At 54.2% G+C, this 17786-nt stretch carries 16 protein-coding genes and 2 pseudogenes; 14 read left to right on the top strand and 4 right to left on the bottom strand.

Annotated elements, in window-relative coordinates; translation table 11 throughout:
- Positions 1-45: 45 nt before the first annotated feature.
- The 10 genes and pseudogenes from ACS603_RS12055 (at position 46) to pptA (ending at position 9128) form a co-directional block, all read left to right on the top strand.
- Complete coding sequence (locus ACS603_RS12055; RefSeq protein ID WP_182061236.1) at positions 46-630, top strand: AAA family ATPase; 585 nt, start codon at positions 46-48, stop codon at positions 628-630.
- Positions 631-695: 65 nt separating this feature from the next.
- Positions 696-1697: an MsnO8 family LLM class oxidoreductase gene (locus tag ACS603_RS12050; protein ID WP_474944349.1), complete on the top strand. Its 1002-nt coding sequence runs from the start codon at positions 696-698 to the stop codon at positions 1695-1697.
- The gene (locus ACS603_RS12045) at positions 1694-2815 is read left to right on the top strand and encodes an amidohydrolase (RefSeq protein WP_182061234.1); all 1122 of its coding nucleotides are present in this window, start codon (positions 1694-1696) and stop codon (positions 2813-2815) included. Before ACS603_RS12050 ends, ACS603_RS12045 begins: the two co-directional genes overlap by 4 nt.
- Positions 2816-2830: 15 nt before the next feature.
- Positions 2831-5094: pseudogene (locus ACS603_RS12040) on the top strand (NtaA/DmoA family FMN-dependent monooxygenase).
- A 9-nt stretch (positions 5095-5103) separates the two neighbouring features.
- Entirely contained in the window at positions 5104-5613 is a 510-nt protein-coding gene (locus tag ACS603_RS12035) for a GNAT family N-acetyltransferase (RefSeq protein ID WP_182061231.1), read from the top strand.
- A 9-nt stretch (positions 5614-5622) separates the two neighbouring features.
- Positions 5623-6549 carry an amino acid ABC transporter permease gene (locus ACS603_RS12030; protein WP_166715394.1) on the top strand — a complete coding sequence of 309 codons (927 nt, stop codon included), beginning with the start codon at positions 5623-5625 and terminating at the stop codon, positions 6547-6549.
- A complete protein-coding gene (locus ACS603_RS12025; protein WP_474944348.1) occupies positions 6533-7306 on the top strand; it encodes an amino acid ABC transporter ATP-binding protein in 774 nt (257 codons plus the stop codon). The genes ACS603_RS12030 and ACS603_RS12025 overlap by 17 nt, the downstream gene beginning before the upstream one ends.
- Positions 7307-7315: 9 nt before the next feature.
- Positions 7316-8203 carry a transporter substrate-binding domain-containing protein gene (locus tag ACS603_RS12020; RefSeq protein ID WP_474944347.1) on the top strand — a complete coding sequence of 296 codons (888 nt, stop codon included), beginning with the start codon at positions 7316-7318 and terminating at the stop codon, positions 8201-8203.
- Positions 8204-8242: 39 nt separating this feature from the next.
- The gene (locus ACS603_RS12015) at positions 8243-8860 is read left to right on the top strand and encodes a glutathione S-transferase family protein (protein WP_474944346.1); all 618 of its coding nucleotides are present in this window, start codon (positions 8243-8245) and stop codon (positions 8858-8860) included.
- Positions 8861-8897: 37 nt separating this feature from the next.
- A complete protein-coding gene (pptA, locus tag ACS603_RS12010; protein ID WP_474944345.1) occupies positions 8898-9128 on the top strand; it encodes a tautomerase PptA in 231 nt (76 codons plus the stop codon).
- A 39-nt stretch (positions 9129-9167) separates the two neighbouring features.
- On the opposite strand, the gene ACS603_RS12005 is transcribed toward pptA, so the two are convergent.
- Positions 9168-9293 carry a hypothetical protein gene (locus ACS603_RS12005; RefSeq protein WP_474944344.1) on the bottom strand — a complete coding sequence of 42 codons (126 nt, stop codon included), beginning with the start codon at positions 9291-9293 and terminating at the stop codon, positions 9168-9170.
- 51 nt (positions 9294-9344) lie between these two features.
- On the opposite strand from ACS603_RS12005, the pseudogene ACS603_RS12000 reads away from it, so the two are divergent.
- The 3 genes and pseudogenes from ACS603_RS12000 to ACS603_RS11990 all read left to right on the top strand — a co-directional run.
- Positions 9345-9626 (top strand): annotated as a pseudogene (locus ACS603_RS12000) (recombinase family protein); the annotation flags it as partial.
- A 61-nt stretch (positions 9627-9687) separates the two neighbouring features.
- A complete protein-coding gene (locus ACS603_RS11995; RefSeq protein ID WP_474944343.1) occupies positions 9688-11946 on the top strand; it encodes a hypothetical protein in 2259 nt (752 codons plus the stop codon).
- Positions 11947-11948: 2 nt separating this feature from the next.
- Positions 11949-12812, top strand: coding sequence for a formylglycine-generating enzyme family protein (locus ACS603_RS11990; RefSeq protein ID WP_474944342.1), 864 nt, complete (start codon positions 11949-11951; stop codon positions 12810-12812).
- Between the two features lie 150 nt (positions 12813-12962).
- Here ACS603_RS11990 and ACS603_RS11985 read toward each other — a convergent pair whose 3' ends face one another.
- The 3 genes from ACS603_RS11985 to ACS603_RS11975 all read right to left on the bottom strand — a co-directional run bounded on the left by ACS603_RS11985 (position 12963) and on the right by ACS603_RS11975 (position 15933).
- Entirely contained in the window at positions 12963-13121 is a 159-nt protein-coding gene (locus ACS603_RS11985) for a hypothetical protein (RefSeq protein ID WP_474944341.1), read from the bottom strand.
- A 144-nt stretch (positions 13122-13265) separates the two neighbouring features.
- Positions 13266-14951 (bottom strand): NAD-dependent malic enzyme, encoded by a 1686-nt coding sequence (locus ACS603_RS11980; RefSeq protein ID WP_182061227.1) that lies wholly within the window; start codon positions 14949-14951, stop codon positions 13266-13268.
- Between the two features lie 34 nt (positions 14952-14985).
- Positions 14986-15933, bottom strand: coding sequence for an AEC family transporter (locus ACS603_RS11975; RefSeq protein WP_182061226.1), 948 nt, complete (start codon positions 15931-15933; stop codon positions 14986-14988).
- Between the two features lie 452 nt (positions 15934-16385).
- Here ACS603_RS11975 and ACS603_RS11970 point away from each other — a divergent pair, with 452 nt between their 5' ends.
- Entirely contained in the window at positions 16386-17711 is a 1326-nt protein-coding gene (locus tag ACS603_RS11970; protein WP_182061225.1) for a 2-hydroxycarboxylate transporter family protein, read from the top strand.
- Positions 17712-17786: the final 75 nt, after the last annotated feature.

The raw sequence follows: 17786 nt of genomic DNA, 5'->3' as shown, positions 1-17786 counted from the left end.
CGCTATGATTTGCTCAGTTTTTCTTCTTATAGACCAGGAGGAACGGTGAAAATCAATTTGATTGGTACCAGCGGGAGCGGAAAAAGTACGCTTGCAAGGCGGATCGCCGCCGAGCTTGCTATCCCGTACATTGAGATGGACCAGCTTTACTGGCGCCCGAACTGGCAGGGAACAGAGGACGACGCGCTGTGGACTAAGCTTGAAAACACCTTAACCGCCACTGAGAACTGGGTGTTAGACGGCAACTATAACCGTACGCGCCCCGTTAAGTGGCGCAATGTGGATCTGGTGGTGTGGGTGGATTACGGGTTTACCCGCACCCTGTATCAGGCTGTGAGCAGGGCATTCAGGCGCGCGTGGCATAAACAGGAGCTGTGGCCCGGCACGGGAAATTGTGAAAGTTTTCGTCGATCGTTTTTCAGCCGTAAATCCATCATCATCTGGACAATCAAAACCTGGCGCAGTAACCGCGAACGTTACGAAGCTGATATGCGAAACCCGCAATATGACCATATCCGTTTTGTGCGCATCACCCGGCGACAGGACGCGGAAACGCTGATTTCTTCGCTAAAGGCACAGTCTGAAAAGGGTTTTGCATTCCCAGTTTCCGGCAATCCAAATGTAAATTAATTGTTTCTCAGTGGTGAAATCCGCCTTTAATAATGACGACATGTTAAGTCAAACGAGATAACAACATGTCCTGGCGAATCAGCATTCTGGATAAAAGCCCTATAGCCGAAAATGAAACGGCGGCCGATGCGCTGGCGCGCACCTTAAGCCTGGCCCAACAGGCAGAAAACCTGGGTTATCACCGCTTCTGGATTGCCGAACACCACAATACTCCTCAACTGGCCAGCCCCTCGCCGGAGCTGCTGATTGCCTGGATCCTCGGGCAAACAAAGCGCATTCGCGTGGGTTCTGGCGGCGTCATGCTCCAGCATTACAGCCCGTACAAAGTGGCGGAAAACTTTAACGTCCTGGCGGCTATTGCTCCCGGACGCGTGGATCTGGGCGTGGGTAAAGCCCCCGGCGGCCTGCCGCTCTCTACCCGTGCGTTACAGCAGGGTCAGAACCCGCAACTAAAGGGCAGTTTTGCCGACCAACTGACGCAACTGGATGGCTGGTTACGCAATGAAAACCCGTCGCAGGATGATGCCGTGCGTGCCACGCCGCTGCCACAGGTTCCGGCTCAGGGATTCCTGCTGGGAGCGAGCACCGAAAGCGCGCTGTTAGCGGCAAAACTTGACTGGCATTTTGTCTTTGCCGCACACCTGAACGGTGACCCAGACCTGCTACGTGATGTGATTACAACCTGGCGTGCTAACAGTGCCCGTGACGTCATCGTTGCGGTACAGGTGATTGTTGCCCCATCTCAGGCTCAGGCCGATGCCCTGGCGCAAAAAGTGGAAGTGTGGGGCGTTGAGCTGGCAAACGGGCAGCGCGTGACCGTGGCAAGCGAAGAGCAGGCCTATGCCTTTGCCCGCCAGGCCGGGAGCGAGCCGGTACGTATTGCTCGTCGCGCGCAGTCTTTGCTGGCGGGGACGGCGGAATCGGTACTGGCACAACTTAACGCGCTGCACCAGCAGTGGGGCATCGACGAATTCATTATTGATACACCGGTTGCGGATGGCGCAACGCGTATTCAGTCCCTGCGTCTGCTGGCGCACGCGCGACTCAACAAGGAGGTTACAGCATGAGTTTTGGTGAACAACTGATTGCCTGGCGTCGCGAGCTGCACCAGAACCCCGAATTGTCGGGGCAGGAAGTGGAAACCACCGCCCGTTTACGCCAGTGGTTGACCCGCGCGGGCATCACGCCGCTGCCTTATGAACTGCCAACGGGTCTGGTCGCGGAAATTGGTACTGGCAAAAAGCTGATTGCCCTGCGTGCAGATATTGATGCCTTGCCGATAGAGGAACGCAGCGGTGTGTCATTTAGCTCACAGCGCGCGGGCGTGATGCACGCCTGCGGACACGATATCCATACCAGCGTGATCCTGGGGGCGGCGCTGAAGCTGAAAGAGCGTGAAGACGCGCTCAACGGACGCGTGCGGATCCTGTTCCAGCCTGCGGAGGAAAATTTCGGCGGGGCAAAAAGCATGGTGCGCGCCGGGGCGTTACATGATGTCAGCGCCATCTTCGGGATGCATAACGAGCCGGGGCTGCCGGTCGGTGAATTCGCCACTCGCGGCGGGCCGTTTTATGCCAACGTCGATCGGTTTGTTATTCGCATCACCGGTAAAGGCGCGCACGCGGCACGCCCGCACGAAGGAAATGATGCCATTGTGCTGGCCAGCCAGTTGGTGACGGCGCTGCAAAGCGTGGCCAGCCGTAACGTGAATACCCTGGATTCCGTGGTGCTTAGCGTCACGCGCATCGCCGGAGGGAACACCTGGAATGTCCTGCCGGAGAGTGTCGAGCTGGAAGGTACGCTGCGTACTCACCGCACCGAGGTACAGCAGAACGTCAAAGCGCGGGTGGGTGAAATCGCGGCCGGGTTTGCCAGCGCCTTTAGCGCGCAGATCGATATTACCTGGTACGCCGGGCCAACAGCGCTGGTGAACGACGAACGCTGGGCTGAATTCGCCACCTCGGTTGCCCGGGAAGCAGGTTATGAAACCCGGCACGCAGAGCTGCATATGGGCGGGGAAGATTTTGCGGTTTATCTCCAGAATATTCCGGGTGCATTTGTCAGTATTGGCAGCGCCAGCCCCTTCGGCTTACACCATCCGGCATTTAACCCAGATGAAGCATTGATCGAGCCCGCTGCCCGCTATTTTGCACAGCTTGCGGAAAAAGCACTCCAACACGTTTAAACATAAGAGGTGAATATGTCTGCAACCCGACAATTGCGGCTGGGAACCATATTGCATGGTGCATCCGGAAATATGTCTGCGTGGCGTCATCCGGCGGCTGCCGCAGATGCCAGTATTAATTTTAATTTCGTTAAAGACACGGCGTTGAAGGCGGAAGAGGGTAAGCTCGATTTTTTATTTGTCGCTGATGGCCTTTATATTAATGAAAAATCCATTCCGCATTTTTTAAATCGCTTTGAACCGCTCACCGTATTATCCGCGCTGGCGAGCATCACCACGCGTCTGGGGCTGGTGGGAACATTATCCACCTCGTACAGCGAGCCATTCACCGTGGCGCGCCAGTTTGCAAGCCTGGATCATCTGAGCAATGGCCGTGCGGGCTGGAACGTGGTGACCTCACCGCTGGAAGGTTCAGCGAAGAATTTTTCCCGCGAAAAACACCCGGAACACGCGCTGCGTTACCGCATTGCCGATGAATATCTGGATGTGGTGAAAGGGTTGTGGGATTCCTGGGAAGGCGATGCCTTTGTGCGTAATAAAGAGAGCGGTCAGTTCTTTGATCCTGCAAAACTGCATACCCTGGATCACCATGGCGATTTCTTTAAGGTCGCCGGGCCGCTGAATATTGGTCGCACACCGCAAGGACGGCCGATTGTATTTCAGGCTGGCGCATCCGATGACGGGAAAAAACTGGCAGCGAAACATGCCGACGCCATATTTACCCATCACGAATCGTTAGAAGAGGCGCAGGCCTTTTATCACGACGTGAAACAACAGCTGGAAAGTCATGGTCGCCGCGCAACGGATTTACATATATTCCAGGGCGTCAGCGTTATTGTCGGCAAAGATGCCGATGATGTGGAAAACCAGTATCAAACCACCGCGGCACTGGTCTCTGTTAAAGACGCGCTGAATTATCTCGGCCGTTATTTTGAGCATCACGATTTCAGTCAGTATCCACTCGATGAACCCTTCCCGGATATTGGCGATTTAGGCAAAAACAGTTTCCGCAGCACCACGGATGAAATTAAGCGTAATGCCCGGGAGCGCAACTTAACCCTGCGTCAGGTGGCGCTGGAAGCCGCCTCGCCGCGCCCGCGCTTCTCCGGTACACCGGAACAGGTGGCAGACGGACTACAGGCGTGGTTCGACGGCCTTGCTGCTGACGGATTCATCATTCAGGGCGGTACGCCGGATACCTTCCCGCGCTTCGTTGAGCAAGTCGTGCCGGTATTACAGGCACGCGGTGTATTCCGCACGGAATACCCTGGCACCACGCTTCGCGAGAGCCTGGGATTAGCACAACCTGAAAATCAGTTTACACAACAATAAAAGAGAACCCCGCTATGCAGAAAACATCGCTTATTCTGGCGCTTGCGCTGGCCTTTACCCCTGCCGTCTGGGCAGAAAATGTGAACATTAACGGCACGGGCGTGAGTCTGGAAGCCAATAAAGCGCCGGTTAATACGGCGAAAAACAGCGCTGCCGTGTCGCAGTTGCCAAAAGATTATCGCTTCGCCGTGCCGGGTAAATTTACCGTGGCGGTGGCCGCGCTTAATTCGCCGCCGCTGACGGTTTTTTCTGACGACAACAAAACCCTGCTCGGCAGCGAAGTGGACGTGGCCCGACTGGTGGCCGACAGCCTGGGGCTGGAGCTGAACGTGGTGCCAACCTCCTGGGAAGACTGGCCGCTGGGCGTGGCGTCCGGCAAATACGATGCGGCAATCAGCAACATCACCGTCACCAAAGAGCGCAAAGAGAAGTTTGATTTTGCAACTTACCGGAAAGACTCTCTGGGCTTCTACGTGAAATCCACCAGCCCGATTAAGTCAATTGAGAAAGCGGAAGATATCGCCGGACTGCGCATTATCGTGGGCTCGGGCACCAATCAGGAATCGATCCTGCTGGCATGGAACGCCGAAAACCTCAAAAAAGGGCTTAAGCCTTTTACCCCGGTCTACACCAAAGACGATGCAGCGCAAACCCTGGCGATTCAGTCCGGGCGGGCTGATGCCTTCTTCGGGCCGAACGTGATCGGGGCGTGGAAAGCGGCGTTAACCGGTAAAACCAAACTGGTGGGTAGCGTAGACGGTGGCTGGCCGAAGGCTGCGCACATTGCGGTCACGCTGAAAAAAGGCAGTGGTCTGGCGGAGCCGGTGCAGACCGCGCTTAACGGCGTGATTAAAAACGGCGACTACGACAAAGTGCTGAACCGCTGGGGTGAAGGGGTTGAACGTATCCCGCAATCAGAAGTGAACCCCGCAGGTCTGGGTGACTAAGGAGGCCGTATGAGCGAACAATTTCGCGATGTTTCGCCGGAAGACGCCGATCTTCAGCCCATCATTGATGGGTTGTTCGGTGAATACGCCGCCCGCTACGGGGACTATTTCTCAAAAGACGCGGAAGTGGAGTTGACGCAGTGGTACTTAGCGCCGCAGGGGCTGTTTATCGTGCTGGAGCGTGACGGTGAGATCATCGCCACCGGGGCCTACAAACCCTTTGATGAACGCACTGCCGAGATCAAACGCATCTGGACGAATAAGGCGCTACGCCAGCAAGGGCTGGCTGCACGCGTGGTACAGGAGCTGGAACGCCGGGCGGTGCTGGCGGGGTATAGCCAGATTTACCTCACCACCGGTTTTCGTCAGCCGGAGGCTGTCAGGCTCTATATCAGCCAGGGCTATCAGCCGCAGTTCGATCTTAACCGTGACCCGGAAGAGTACAGCCAGCCCCCGTTTGACGGGCGGCTGCGATTCACCAAAACGCTGGTACGCGAAGCGTTCAGTAAAACCGCATGAGGAACGACGATGAGAAACGTTGAAACCATAAAGGTGGTCCCGGCGCGTTACCCGCTGCGCGCTGTCGGTGCCGTGGCGGCGCTGTTTGTGCTGGCCGTGGTTATTCAGTCCGTGGCCTTTAACCCGCGCTGGGAGTGGGCGGTGTTTGCCCGCTGGTTCTTTGACCCGGTTATTCTGGAAGGGTTAGGCCAGACGTTGTTGCTGACGCTGATTGGTACCGTCTTAAGCGTTGTGATTGGCGGGATGCTGGCGCTGGCGCGGCTGTCATCTTCATGGCTGTTAAGCAGCCTGGCCTGGGGCTATATCTGGCTGTTCCGCTCGTTGCCGTTGATTGTGGTGCTGATCATCCTCTACAACTTTTCGTATCTCTACGACACGCTTTCCCTTGGCGTGCCCTTTACCGGCATCACCTGGGGAAGCTTTGAAACCATCAACGTGCTGGGGCAATTTTCCACCGCCGTGGTGGGGCTGACGCTGGTCCAGAGTGCTTACACCGCTGAAATTATTCGCGGTGGCTTCCTCGGGGTCGATCACGGCCAGTATGAAGCGGCCGCCGCACTGGGATTGCCCGCGTGGCGTCGTACCCTGCGCATTATTCTGCCCCAGGCGCTGCGCACCATTCTGCCGGCGGGATTCAACGAAATCATCAGCCTCGCGAAGGGCACCGCGATGGTCTACGTGCTGGCGATGCCCGAGCTGTTCTACACCATTCAGATGATCTACAACCGCACCCAGGAAGTGATCCCACTGCTGATGGTCGGTGCAGTGTGGTATCTGGTGATCACCACGGTGTTGTCCGCCATTCAGCATTTAGTGGAACGTGGTCTTGCCCGTAGCGAACGCCGTTCGGCGGTTAATCAGAACCGCGCCAGTAGCCGTACCCGTTCCGTGACCACCACTCAAGTACAGGAGCCTGTCCATGCAAGCCTCTCCTGAAGGACACATTTCAATTACCGGCGTCAGTAAGTTCTTTGGCCGCCATAAAGCCCTGGATAACGTCTCGCTTGAGATCCCTCCCGGTTCCGTCACGGTGATCCTCGGGCCATCCGGCTCCGGGAAATCCACGCTGCTGCGCACCATTAATCATCTGGAGCGGGTGGATGAAGGCTTTATCCAGATAGACGGGGACTATATTGGCTACCGCCGTCAGGGGGATAAGCTGTATGAAGTCAAGGAAAAAGAGATCCTTAAGCAGCGCGTAAACGTGGGCTACGTGTTCCAGAACTTTAATCTGTTCCCGCATCTCACGGTGCTGGAAAACCTGATTGAAGCCCCGATTGCCCATAAACAACTGAGCCGCAAAGAGGCCATCGAAAGGGCGCATGGGCTTTTGGACGTGGTGGGGCTGCGCGAAAAAGCCGATGCCTGGTCGCGCCATCTTTCCGGTGGTCAACAGCAGCGCATTGCCATTGCCCGCGCGCTGGCGCTGCGTCCACGGGTGATGTTGTTTGATGAACCCACTTCTGCACTCGATCCAGAACTGGTGGGCGAGGTGCTGGACGTTATCAAAAAGCTGGCCCGTTCCGGGACAACGCTGGTGGTAGTGACCCACGAGATCGGTTTTGCCCGCGAAGTGGCGGATCAGGTGGTGTTTATGGTCGATGGTAAAATTGTTGAACAAGGCAGCAGCGACGAGGTATTAAACCGCCCGTCCCACGCGCGAACGCGCCAGTTCCTGTCAAAAGTGCTGTAAGGAGTGCAGATGAAATATGGATTTCTGGCCGGTCTGGTGCTGACCACGGCGAGCCACGCCAGCATTGATTTAAAAGCCAATGAGCAACCGCTGCCGGTTACGGTGGATCAGCAGGCAGTGGCGAAAATCCCCAAAGGCTATCAGTTTGTCGAGCCGGGAACGCTGACGGTGGCGATTTCTGCGCTCAATTCACCACCGCTTGCTCTGCTTGCCAGTGATAACCGTACGCGTATCGGCAGCGACCCGGATATCGCCAGGTTGCTGGCGGGCAGCCTGGGGTTAAAACTGAAACTGGTGCCCACCGCCTGGGAAGACTGGCCGCTGGGGATCTCTTCCGGGCGTTATGACGTGGCGCTGGTGAATATCGCCGTTACCGAACAGCGCAAAGAGAAGTTTGATTTTGCTACTTATCGTGTTGACTCCCTGGCCTTTTCGGTGAAATCCACCAGTGATATTCAGTCGATAAAAAGTGCAGGCGATCTGGCGGGCAAAAAGGTGATTGTCGGCTCCGGGACGAACCAGGAGCGTATTTTGCTCGGCTGGAATGAAGAGAACAAACGCGCCGGGCGCGAACCTGCATTGCCGGTATATCTGACCGATGATGCGTCGGGTAATCTGTACATTCAGTCCGGCAGGGCGGATGTCTTTTTTGGCCCGCAGTCCGTGTCGGCGTATAAAGCCGTGTTAATCGGCAAAACCCGCGTGGTGGGCTTAGGGCCGAAGAAGGCTTATGTCGCCACCACCACCAAAAAAGGCAACGAGCTGGTGTATGCGCTACAGGCAGCGCTGGACGGTGCCATTCAGCGCGGTGAGTACCAGAAGGTGCTGGCGCGCTGGGGCGAACAGGGCGAAGCGGTGGCGCAATCAGAGGTCAACCCGCCGGGGATAACTTACTAATGCTGCTCTACACTTAGGGTTTTATTCCTGAGGTGCAACATGATGAAGCTCTATGGCGTACCCGGCTGGGGTTCGGCAATCAGTGAAGTGATGCTGATCCTGGCCGACATTCCTTATCAGTTCGTCAATGTTGACGGTTTTGATGCACCCGGCCCACAGCGGTCTTTACTCGAAACGCTTAACCCGTTGTGTCAGGTGCCGACGCTGGCCCTGGAGCACGGTGAGATAATGACTGAAACGGCGGCCATCGCCCTGATGGTGCTCGACAGATGCCCGGATCTCGCGCCGCCCGTTGGCCAGCCTGAACGCCGCCAGTTTCAGCGTCTGCTGATCTGGCTGGTGGCCAATGTCTATCCCACCTTCACCTATGCAGATTATCCCGAACGCTGGGTTCCTGATGCACCGGAACAGCTCAGGGAGAACTGCCTCGAATACCGGAAATCCCTCTGGCTGTGGCTGGAAAATCAGCTCAATCCCGCGCCCTATACCTTTGGCGAACAGCTAACGTTGATTGATGTGTATCTCGCGGTGATGCGATCCTGGGGGCCGCGCCACGCGTGGTTTGCTGCTAATACGCCAAAGATAACTGCCATTGCGGATGCTGTGTGCGCACTGCCTGAACTGCACAAGGTGTTAAAGGCGAACGAAATTATCTGATAACGTGGAACACTAACTCACAACTGGAAGCCTGCACATGCCACACGTAGATATCAAATGTTTCCCTCGCGATTTGAACGATGAACAAAAAGCCGCGCTGGCGGAAGATATTGCTCAGGTGATAATTCGCCACTTCGACAGCAAAGACAGCTCAGTGTCTGTTTCCCTGAATCAGGTACAGCCGGAAGACTGGAAAGCTCAGGTCTGGGACACAGAAATTGGCCCGAAGATGGATGAGTTGATTAAGAAACCCGGCTATTCGATGTAAGTTTGTAGGCCGGGTCAGGCGATGTCGCTACCCGGCGATTCACACATACAGCTCCGGATGTTCCGCTAACATCGTCAGCATATTATCCCGGATCTCATCCTTCGCCCCGTTCACCCACACCGCCTCCAGCGGCATTCCCGTCGCGTCTGAACCCGTAATGCGCATAAAGGGCTCCGTTTGGGAAACGGAAAATATTGTACGTCAAGGTCGTTTTAGATAAACCGCCTGACCCGTCTGAGCAACAGCGACTGGATGACGCTGAAAAAGCAGATCGAGCAACACGAGCTGCGGATTGTCAGCCTGGATGTGCCCACCTCATGGCAGGCACTCTCAGATAAAGACCCTTCGCAGGCTGACCTGATCACCCGTGCTGTGATAACCGCCATCAATAACATGCTGAGCATCCGCGAAACTGCAGACGCGACAGGGTACTGCCCCTCCCAGATATGCCACATTCAGGCACTGTACCGGCAATCAGAAGCGAGTAATTTTGGTTAAGTTTCGGATGTTGTATGATAGCGGTGGGTATAACCGCTTATATATTGAGGGATTAATATAGATGAAGAGTCAGACCACGCCAGCCGACAATACAACATCCACCCGACTGAAATTACAATCCACCGGTGTCACGGCGTACTGCTCCTTTGGGCCAGCCCTCTATTTTCATCCTGACAGTGAAACCCTGATTGCCGTCGATGCCTGTGATAATGATGCCATTGAGCGGGAGCATGGACGGTTGGAAAAGCTGCTGGCAACCCGTATCGATGCCCAGTTGCGCATTGATGACCTGACAAAGCAGATGACCAGTCTGGACTGGCATCAGGTCGCAGAGCGAAACCGCATAGAATCACAGCTGAAACAGGAATATCAGCAGCTCGATGCCGCGGTCACGGCACTGAGAAATGAGCTTCAGGACCTGACGCCGGCCAGCCAGCTTCCGGAGGCCACACTGCTGGACGATAACGCTAAAAAAAGCGCCATCGGTATCATGGAGATGATTGAAATCCGGGGAGGTGGGTACCGTGGCGGCCGCTACACCTATGTCCGTTCCGATAAAATCCGCAGCCACTGGCGACGCTATCGCCTGAACGACGGCGAAAAACAGCCGGCGACAAAGAGTTTTATTAAAACCGTCAGTCTTACCGGCGAAAATGGCGTCACCCGGAAGCGGCAGGAAATCGATACGGAGAAGCTGAAATCAAAGCTGGCAAAAGTAAAACCCTCCATGACCGTCTGGGAACAAAAGCTGATTGATGACCATGTGGACGTTCTCACAGACTGGGCCAGAGAACTGAATGACAGCCTGAAAAAACATGCTGAATCGGAAAGCGGTAACATCATTTTTGACGGGCAGGCCCAGCTGATGCGCTGGACTTACGGCGCCGGCCTTAAAGGCACCCTGAATCCGTTTGAATACGACATCCGCACCGGCAAAGTAAAACCGACCGCCACGGCCAGCGGTAAACTGAGCGCCTACGCCAGCCTGGCACTGGCCGAAGCCAGAAGCACCGCAAAAGTTTACTGGCCTGACCATGCCGGTACCCGTATCTGCTATCCGCTGGACCCGTCGCGAATCCCCGGCGGCGGCATGGGGCTGCTCGGCGTTCTGCGCTTTGATTTCGAGCTGGCCCTGTCCGGCAGTATCGGGGCCAGTCTGGGGATTGAAGCCGGCGTCAGCTTCTCCGGGGATGTGGTGAAAGGTCTTCCCGTCAAAGCGACACCAACAGGCACGCCCGGGCAGTGGCGCAATGTTGATATTTCAAAAGCCGCCGAAGACGTAAAACCCGGTGCAGAACTGAGTCTGTTTGCGGGCGCAGAAGCCGGGGCCAATCTCGCCGGCAAAATGGTCTGGCTTAACCCGGACCAGGCTGGTAAGGGTAGCGAAAAATTCACCGCCCTGGCAAAAGTGGCAACGGGAGTCACCTTTCAGGCTGGTTGGGGTGTCAGTGGCTGCGTGGAGTTTCGCTGGGAGGATGGTAAGGTCCGCATACGGGTTAAAGGGGGACTGTGTTCCGGCCTTGGCGCAAAAGGTTCAGTCACTCTGGAGGTGAACGGTAAGGCTATCATGGGCGAGTTTATGCCCTGTCTCACTTATATGCTGCGCAACGCGGATTACACCCGCCTGATGGATATAATGACCGAAAAGAATTACGGCTATTTTTGTGCCATCCCGTTACTCGCTGGTATGTACAACCTTAACCGGGCGATCGATGCCGGTGATGAAATCATTGGTTCACTGAAAACCAGCTGGGACGACAAAGAGGCCCGCGTAAGGTTGATGGAAAAAATACTCGATAATGATGAGTATCTGAAATACGCCCCGCCGGAAAGCAAAGGAGCCGCTATCGCCGCCCTGATCGAAACCAGTTTCTGGGATGAAGTTGCCAGCCCGGCCAGCCACCAGGGGGAAGCCTGTGAGGCTGGTACCACCTATGCCAGCCGTAAGCGCGCGATTCTCGCCGTTCTGCGCTGGGTACAGTCAAAACGTGAGTACGAGAATATCATGCAGCACCTCTCCACCACGATTGGCGAAAAAGGCGACTGGAAAGCCAACGAGGCCCGCATCATCACGTTTCTGGCTGAAGGTGAGCGACCGCACGAGTACGGGTACGATGCCAGCTTCATTCCGGGGGCGCAAAAGGTCATCATCACCCCCAGCCACTATGCGGAAAACCTGCACGCCATTTACACCCATTTGCCGGATGCGCCTGCCATTTCACCGGGTCACCCGAACGAATTCATGCTCCCTCTCACGCCTGTGTCGCCGTCATTCCTGCACAGCTGCACCACCTACATCACCACCCAGCACGGACGATAATCATGACCGGACAGACTCTTTCATGCTTAACCCTGACAGCACTGGTACTGGTCGCCATCACCGGCTGTCGTGATGAGCAAAAAACAAAAGCCGACCAGGACGCGCTGGTTCGTACCTCGCTGAATAATCTGGTGATGGTGAAAAGCGGCAATTTTCAGATGGGGGATTTTGGCCCGTTAATGCCGGAAAATCCGGAAAAGCTTCCTTATAACGACCATAAAGATACCCCCCTTCACCTGGTCAAGCTATCCGACTTCCGTATCGGAAAATACCGTGTCACCTGGGGGGAGTTTAACCGGTGGCTTACCATTCAGGGGCGTGAGAAAAACACCATCTACCAGACTATATATAAGGGGAAATATTTCAGTAAACAGGACAAAGAGGCGCTGGGAGAAACATATCCTGCCACTGCAAACTGGCAGGATGCCCTCAACTACTGCCGATGGCTGGGTAAAACCAGCCACCGCAATATGGATCTACCGACGGAAGCACAGTGGGAGTATGCGGCGCGCAGCCGGGGACAGTTTTTAATTTTCGGTAATGCTGATAATAAAAACTATCTCTATGAGGATAAAAACATCAACTACGCATTACATAAGCAACCAGTTGGAAGCTACCCTCCAAATCCACTGGGGCTTTATGACATGATGGGTAATGGTTCTGACTGGGTTAAAGACTGGTACAGCGCAGATTATTACCTTCAATCGCCAGAAAAAGATCCACAGGGACCTGAGACTGGACAGAAAAAAATCAATCGCCCAGGTAACTTAGATGCCCACAGTTATACGATTATCCGTAATAGTAAAAAACCAGATAACGAATGGGGAGCGGAGTTCCGCTGTGTGGAAAACAGCCCGTTAAAGTGATTAAGTTATTTCCTGCTCGCGACGTGTCGCCCGGTGAAAAACGATGAATTTGACAGAAAAAAATCCTGAGACGTGTGTGTGTGCAAGCCTGGGTCCCCATAGAGCGTTTGGGCTGAGTACTCACAGTATCAGAGTGGTCAAAATTTGGTCTTAACGTACAATATTATCCGTTTCCCAAACGGAGCCCACAAACTTCACCCCAGCAACCTGAAAGCGACTGCTCCAGGCGGGCACAATCGCCAGGCCAATCCCTGCTGCCGCCAGGCTGATAATGGTCTGTTTTTCATCGGCCATCTGTGACGCTGTCACCTTAATGCCTGCATTGTTTTTGCCGCATCCGGGGATCTGGTGATCACCGGCCCGACGTTAACCAACGTTAACGATATTCGGGCGGTGATTGTGCTGTGACATTATGCGATGCCGGGCAGGCAGGCGTGCCACCCGGCGATAACATTACAGCGCCGAGCGACGATACGGCGCGTAATCCGCCTGCCACCAGGTCTTCTCAATACGCGCCATCAATTCGTCCTCAGAGATGGCGGGGGCAACCCCCTGGTCGATGGCCGTGCGCGCAACGGCAAACGCAATCGTTCGGGAAACCGACTCAATCTGATCCACCGGAGGCAGCAGGCCACCTTTTTCGGTGGTGACCAGCGGAGACTGCGCGGCCAGCGTGCGACTGGCGGTCATCAGCATCTCTTCCGTAACCCGGCGTGCGTTACAGGCCATGATGCCTAAACCGAGGCCCGGGAAGATATACGCGTTGTTGCACTGGGCAATTTCATACTGCTCGTTTTGATAGAACACTGGTGCGAACGGGCTGCCGGTGGCAATCAGGGCGGCGCCCTGCGTCCACTCAATCAGGTCCTTCGGCTGCGCTTCTGCGCGCGATGTCGGGTTAGACAGCGGCATAATAATCGGGCGTGGGCAGTGGCGATGCATCTCTTTGACGATCTCTTCACTGAACAGCCCTGGCTGCCCTGAAACCCCAATCATCACCGTTGGTCTGGCGTTTTTCACCACCTCCAGCAGTGAGATATTGTTCGTTTCAACCTGCCAGTCCTGGAGGTTTACCCGCGCCGTAAGCAGGTTTTTCTGGAAGTCGAGCAGGTTGGTCATGTCATCCGTCAACAGACCAAAGCGATCGACCATGAAGATCCTGCTGCGGGCTTCCGCCTCGGTCAGTCCGTCTTCCACCATCAGCGCCACGATTTTTTCCGCGATGCCACATCCCGCCGAGCCGCTGCCTAAAAAGACGACGCGCTGGTCGCGAATGCGAGTTCCCGCAGCGTGAGCGGCGGCAATCAGCGTGCCGGAGGTGACTGCCGCCGTGCCCTGAATGTCGTCATTGAAACAGCAAAGCTGGTCACGATAGCGCTGGAGCAGTTTGGTCGCGTTCTTTTGCGCAAAATCTTCGAACTGGAGCAGAACATCCGGCCAGCGCGCTTTAACGGTGTTGATAAACATGTCCATAAACTCGGCGTATTGGTCATCGCTGATACGCGGGTGACGCCAGCCCATATACATCGGGTCGTCCAGGTGCTGCTGATTGTTGGTACCAACATCCAGCATAATCGGCAACGTAGAGGCCGGGTGCACACCGCCACAGGCGGTATACAACGACAGCTTACCAATCGGGATCCCCATACCGCCGATCCCCTGATCCCCAAGCCCCAGGATACGTTCGCCATCGGTGACCACAATGACGCGGATATCATTGCGGGAAAAACTCTGGAGCATCTCGTCAATACGGTGGCGGTTAGGCCATGAAATAAATAAACCACGCGCACGGCGATAAATGGTAGAGAAGTGTTCGCACGCTTCACCTACGGTTGGCGTATAGATAATGGGTAAGGTTTCTTTAAGGTGCGAGCGTAACAGGTTGTAAAATAATGTCTCGTTAGTGTCCTGGATATTTCTCAGATACACGTGGCGGGAAATATCACTCTTGAAATGACAGAATTGCACCCAGGCGCGTTCGGTCTGTTCTTCGATAGTTTCTACATTGTGAGGTAATAAGCCGTGCAAATTAAAATTGTCACGTTCTTCTTTAATAAATGCCAGCCCCTTGTTTAACAGTGGGTTTTCCAGCAAAACAGCTCCGTTATACGGTGTATAAAGCACTTCTTTGCGAGACATGGGTAACTCCTGAGCGAATTTGAATTAAAACAGATTAAGAAATTAAATAAATCATAATGCCTTCAGTCAGCACACCCACGGCAGTACCAATCAAAATCGATGATGAGGCCGTATCAATATAGGTGTCGCTGCGCAGCGCAAACATTCCTGCGGCAATGGCGGAAGGGGTTGCGCCAATAATAACAACCTGCTGCAATAACGTATGGCTGAGCCCAAATGCCAGGCCGGCGGCTGCCATCATTGCTGGCTGAATAAGATTTTTAATGCTGATGTTGGTAAATGTCTGCACGTTAAGTCTTGGACGTTCACCGTAGAAAAGCAGCCCAAGGGCAAACAGAGAAAGCCCGCCAGACACTTTGCCAACCATTTCAATCGGCATACTGAGAATATGCGGAATTTGCACACCGGCCAGGCTTAACAACACGCCCGAAACTGGGATCCAGACGATGGGGTTGCGGGCTGCTTTGATCAGGTTTTGCAGCACCATCGCACCCGGATGCAGCGCGTTGAGGCTCTCATCACCACTCTTATCTCCCATGCGAATCAATACGATAGTCAATGGAATCATAATGACGCTGGTAATGATGTTACCGATCAGGACGCCGATAAATCCTTCCGGGCCAATCAATACCGCCAGAACTGGGGCACCAAAATAGGCCATATCCGGGAAGGCGCACACCAGTGACTGAATGGCGCTGGTTTTAATATCATGACGGAAAACAAAGCGTGAAATAAATAGCGTCAGTAAATAAGATCCCATCAGGCCAACAACCAGTACGGCCATAAATGTCAGGTTCTTAATTTTATTGGGGTCAGTATTTAATGCACCAATAAAAAGATGAAAAGGAAGGGCGAAGCGGATGACTACCGTTGCCAGAACGTTTGCATCTTCACGCCGGGTATAACCGAGTTTTCCGCTTAACCACCCTAATAGCATAATAAAGACGAGTGGAAACAGGGACTGTAATAATAATGAGGGCATAAGATATCCTGTCGAGTACATTTTATGGGTTTTGTTGATGCGCTAATCTAGCGGTTAGCAAACAGGGCAGGAGTGATAACGGTCACACTCTATCTGGTTTTATTAATTTCAAAATGGTTGTTTTAGTTTGATAAGGCTTCATGTATTCATATATTGATGAATGACAAGAAAAATGCAGTAATTTATAAAAAACAGAATTGCCAGTAACTTTAGTTACATAATGATGATTTAAGTTATTTAAAATGGAATTATCGTGCTGCTCACATTTCCATCAACCATGTTGATGAGTGGTCTGTCTTACTGAATTTGACCATGATATTTTCACCCTAAGCCAGTTTTACAAATGGCCTTATTGAATTTTATTTTTCTTTTTAGAACGTTTTAAATCTCATGAATAACACCAAGTTATTCTTTTTTCTCTGTTTACCCGAACTGACTAATCAGGTGATTATATGAAAGATAATCCTGTACATCCTTCTCCAGCGGCATCACCCCGTTTTACCTTCAGCCTGAACAATGCCGAGGTTGGGGCTGTGCCGTTGATCTTGTTTGTGGGCATTGCCTCTATCGTGGCCATTTCCGCGTGGGCGGGTCTGCTGCCGAAAAATATGATTGGCGGGCTGGCGGTGATCATGACGCTCGGTTTTGCGTTTGCCAAAATTGGCCGACAAATCCCGGTGCTGAAAGATATCGGTGGCCCGGCGATCCTGTGCCTGATGGTGCCATCGATACTGGTTTATTTCGGGGTGTTCCAGAAACATACGCTTGATACCGTTCACCTGCTGATGAAAGAGGCGAACCTGCTCTATTTTGTTATCGCCTGTCTGGTGGTGGGTAGCATTCTGGGGATGAACCGCATTCTGCTGATCCAGGGGATGATCCGCATGTTTGTTCCGCTGGTGGTCGGCACGCTGATGGCCGTGCTGAGCGGGTTAATCGTCGGTTCACTGTTCGGCTTTACGCCGTATCACACGTTCTTTTTCATTATCGTTCCGATTATCGGGGGCGGGATTGGCGAGGGGATTTTACCGCTGTCGCTGGCGTATTCAGCAATACTGGGGCAAACACCGGACGTCTATGTGGCGCAGCTGGCACCGGCCGCGGTGGTGGGGAATATCTTCGCGATTATCTGCGCTGGCGTCTTTGCGCGCCTGGGGGCGAAACGGCCCTCACTTTCAGGGAATGGCATGTTAACCCGTGGCAAAAGCGAGGATAACCTGTTCGCTGGCGCACAGCATGTGCAGCCGACCGATTTTCACCTGATGGGCGGCGGCCTGCTGATGGTGTGCGCGTTCTTTATTGTGGGGGGATTGTTTGAAAAGCTGGTGCATATCCCAGGCCCGGTGCTGATGATCCTGATTGCCGTGCTGTGCAAGTACTTCCGGCTGATCCCGGACTCAATGGAGCAGGGGGCGCACAGTTGCTATAAGTTTGTGTCCGCAGCGCTGGTGTGGCCGCTGATGATTGGCCTGGGCATGTTGTATGTACCACTGGAAAGTGTGGTGTCGGTCTTTTCTGTGGGATACGTGGTCGTTTGCGGCTCGATTGTGATTACGATGGCGTTAAGCGGGTATTTTATTGCTTCGCGGCTGAACATGTACCCGGTTGAGGCGGCAATTGTGACCTGCTGCCACAGCGGCCTGGGCGGAACAGGGGATGTGGCGATTTTGTCCGCCTCTAACCGTATGTCGCTTATGCCGTTCGCGCAGATTGCCACCCGTATTGGCGGCGCATCGACGGTGATTTTCGCCACACTGCTGCTGGGATGGATAATGTAGTGCTGACGAAGGTAAGCCGGGTATACGCCCGGCTTGCTGAATGGCAATCAACGCTTTCGAATAGACTGGAGACTG

The organism is Enterobacter sp. Li2LvB3 (assembly GCF_056156645.1).
Note: the sequence above shows the minus strand (reverse complement) of the source record. Positions and strands in the feature narration are given on the sequence as shown.

Bases quoted from the DNA above. Each gene is read 5' to 3' on its own strand.
- ACS603_RS11975 (WP_182061226.1), bottom strand. From the start codon at position 15,933: ATGCCCTCATTATTATTACAGTCCCTGTTTCCACTCGTCTTTATTATG.
- pptA (WP_474944345.1), top strand. From the start codon at position 8,898: ATGCCACACGTAGATATCAAATGTTTCCCTCGCGATTTGAACGATGAA.
- ACS603_RS12005 (WP_474944344.1), bottom strand. From the start codon at position 9,293: ATGCGCATTACGGGTTCAGACGCGACGGGAATGCCGCTGGAGGCGGTG.
- ACS603_RS11995 (WP_474944343.1), top strand. From the start codon at position 9,688: ATGAAGAGTCAGACCACGCCAGCCGACAATACAACATCCACCCGACTG.
- ACS603_RS12020 (WP_474944347.1), top strand. From the start codon at position 7,316: ATGAAATATGGATTTCTGGCCGGTCTGGTGCTGACCACGGCGAGCCAC.
- ACS603_RS11980 (WP_182061227.1), bottom strand. From the start codon at position 14,951: ATGTCTCGCAAAGAAGTGCTTTATACACCGTATAACGGAGCTGTTTTG.
- ACS603_RS12015 (WP_474944346.1), top strand. From the start codon at position 8,243: ATGATGAAGCTCTATGGCGTACCCGGCTGGGGTTCGGCAATCAGTGAA.
- ACS603_RS12045 (WP_182061234.1), top strand. From the start codon at position 1,694: ATGAGTTTTGGTGAACAACTGATTGCCTGGCGTCGCGAGCTGCACCAG.
- ACS603_RS12050 (WP_474944349.1), top strand. From the start codon at position 696: ATGTCCTGGCGAATCAGCATTCTGGATAAAAGCCCTATAGCCGAAAAT.
- ACS603_RS12025 (WP_474944348.1), top strand. From the start codon at position 6,533: ATGCAAGCCTCTCCTGAAGGACACATTTCAATTACCGGCGTCAGTAAG.
- ACS603_RS11990 (WP_474944342.1), top strand. From the start codon at position 11,949: ATGACCGGACAGACTCTTTCATGCTTAACCCTGACAGCACTGGTACTG.
- ACS603_RS12030 (WP_166715394.1), top strand. From the start codon at position 5,623: ATGAGAAACGTTGAAACCATAAAGGTGGTCCCGGCGCGTTACCCGCTG.
- ACS603_RS11970 (WP_182061225.1), top strand. From the start codon at position 16,386: ATGAAAGATAATCCTGTACATCCTTCTCCAGCGGCATCACCCCGTTTT.
- ACS603_RS12035 (WP_182061231.1), top strand. From the start codon at position 5,104: ATGAGCGAACAATTTCGCGATGTTTCGCCGGAAGACGCCGATCTTCAG.